Source organism: Streptomyces sp. NPDC004031 (assembly GCF_053604375.1).
In genome coordinates this window covers 1-1,457 of sequence record NZ_JBSGHL010000158.1, presented here as the reverse complement: position 1 = coordinate 1,457, position 1,457 = coordinate 1, and the positions used below count along the sequence as shown (strand labels likewise).

The window sequence follows — 1,457 nt, the reverse complement described above, 5'->3', positions numbered from 1 at the left end:
ATCGGCTACCTCACCGACGTCCTCGTCCTGCGCGCCGACCTCACCGACAACCCCACCCTCGGCACCCTCCTCGACCGCACCCGCGACGACGTCCTCGCCGCCTTCGCCCACCAGGGCATCCCCTTCGAGGAGTTGGCCGCGCGCCTGCGCGTCGTGCGCGACCCCGCCCGCACCCCCCTCTTCCAGACCATGGCCATCCTCCACACGCAGGGTGCGGACCACGACGTGGAGGGCTTCACCCGGCTGCACACCACCGACCTGGACGGGGGCTTCGGACAGGCCAAGTTCGACCTGATGATGGAGGGTTGGCACGACGGTCCCGAGCTGGTGCTCTCGCTCGTCTATGACGCGGAGATCTTCGACGCGGCCACGATCGAGCGGATGACCGAGCGCTTCGCCCGCCTGCTACGCGCCCTGCCCGACCACACCACCACACCCTTCGCCGCCGTCCCGATCCTCAGCCCGGACGACACCACCGTCCTCGACGGCCCGCACCTCGCCGAAACCCCCACCTTCCTCGACCAGTTCGCCGAACAGGTCCGCCTCAGGCCCGACGCCATCGCCCTGACCTGCGGCGACCAGCACCTCACCTACGCCCAGCTCGACACCCGCGCCCGCCACCTGGCCACCACCCTCCCCCACCACACCGTCATCGGCATCCGCCTGGGCCGCACCCCCGACGCCATCACCGCCATGATCGCCACCTGGTACGCCCACAGCGCCTACCTCCCCCTCGACCCCGACTACCCCCAGGCCCGCCTCGACTACATGACCCACGACAGCGGCGCCGCCCTCGTCCTCACCCCCGACGGACCCACACCCGGCACCACCACCACACCCACCACCACAACCGACACCGCCTACCTCATCTACACCTCCGGCTCCACCGGCACCCCCAAAGGCGTCACCGTCCCCCACACCGCCCTCGCCACCCGCACCACCTGGATGCGCCACCACTACCAACTGGGCCCCGGCGACCGCATCGTCCAGTTCGCCTCCCACAGCTTCGACACCCACGTCGAAGAAATCTTCCCCGCCCTCGCCTCCGGCGCCCGCATCACCCTCCTCCCCGACGGCCCCCTCACCCTCACCGACCACCTCACCGGCACCACCGTCCTCGACCTGCCCACCGCCTACTGGCACCACCTCGTCGACGACATCCACACCACCCCCTGGCCCACCACCCTCCGCCTGGTCATCCTCGGCGGCGAACAAGCCCACGAAACCGCCCTCACCCGCTGGCACCACCACTTCGCCGACCGCATCCGCCTGGTCAACACCTACGGCCCCACCGAAGCCACCGTCATCGCCACCGCCGCAGAACTCACCCACCCCACCACCGGCCGACCCCCCATCGGCCGCCCCATCGCCGACACCCGCATCACCCTGCTCGGCCCCCACGACGAACCCGTACCCCCCGGCACCCCCGGCGAACTGTGCATCTCCGGCCCCGGACT

At 71.0% G+C, this 1,457-nt stretch carries 1 protein-coding gene; it reads left to right on the top strand.

Annotation, left to right across the window (positions count from 1 at the left end; all coding sequences use genetic code 11):
* The coding region (locus ACWERV_RS36805) for an AMP-binding protein (protein WP_452941251.1) at positions 1 to 1,457 on the top strand (1,457 nt) is incomplete at both ends.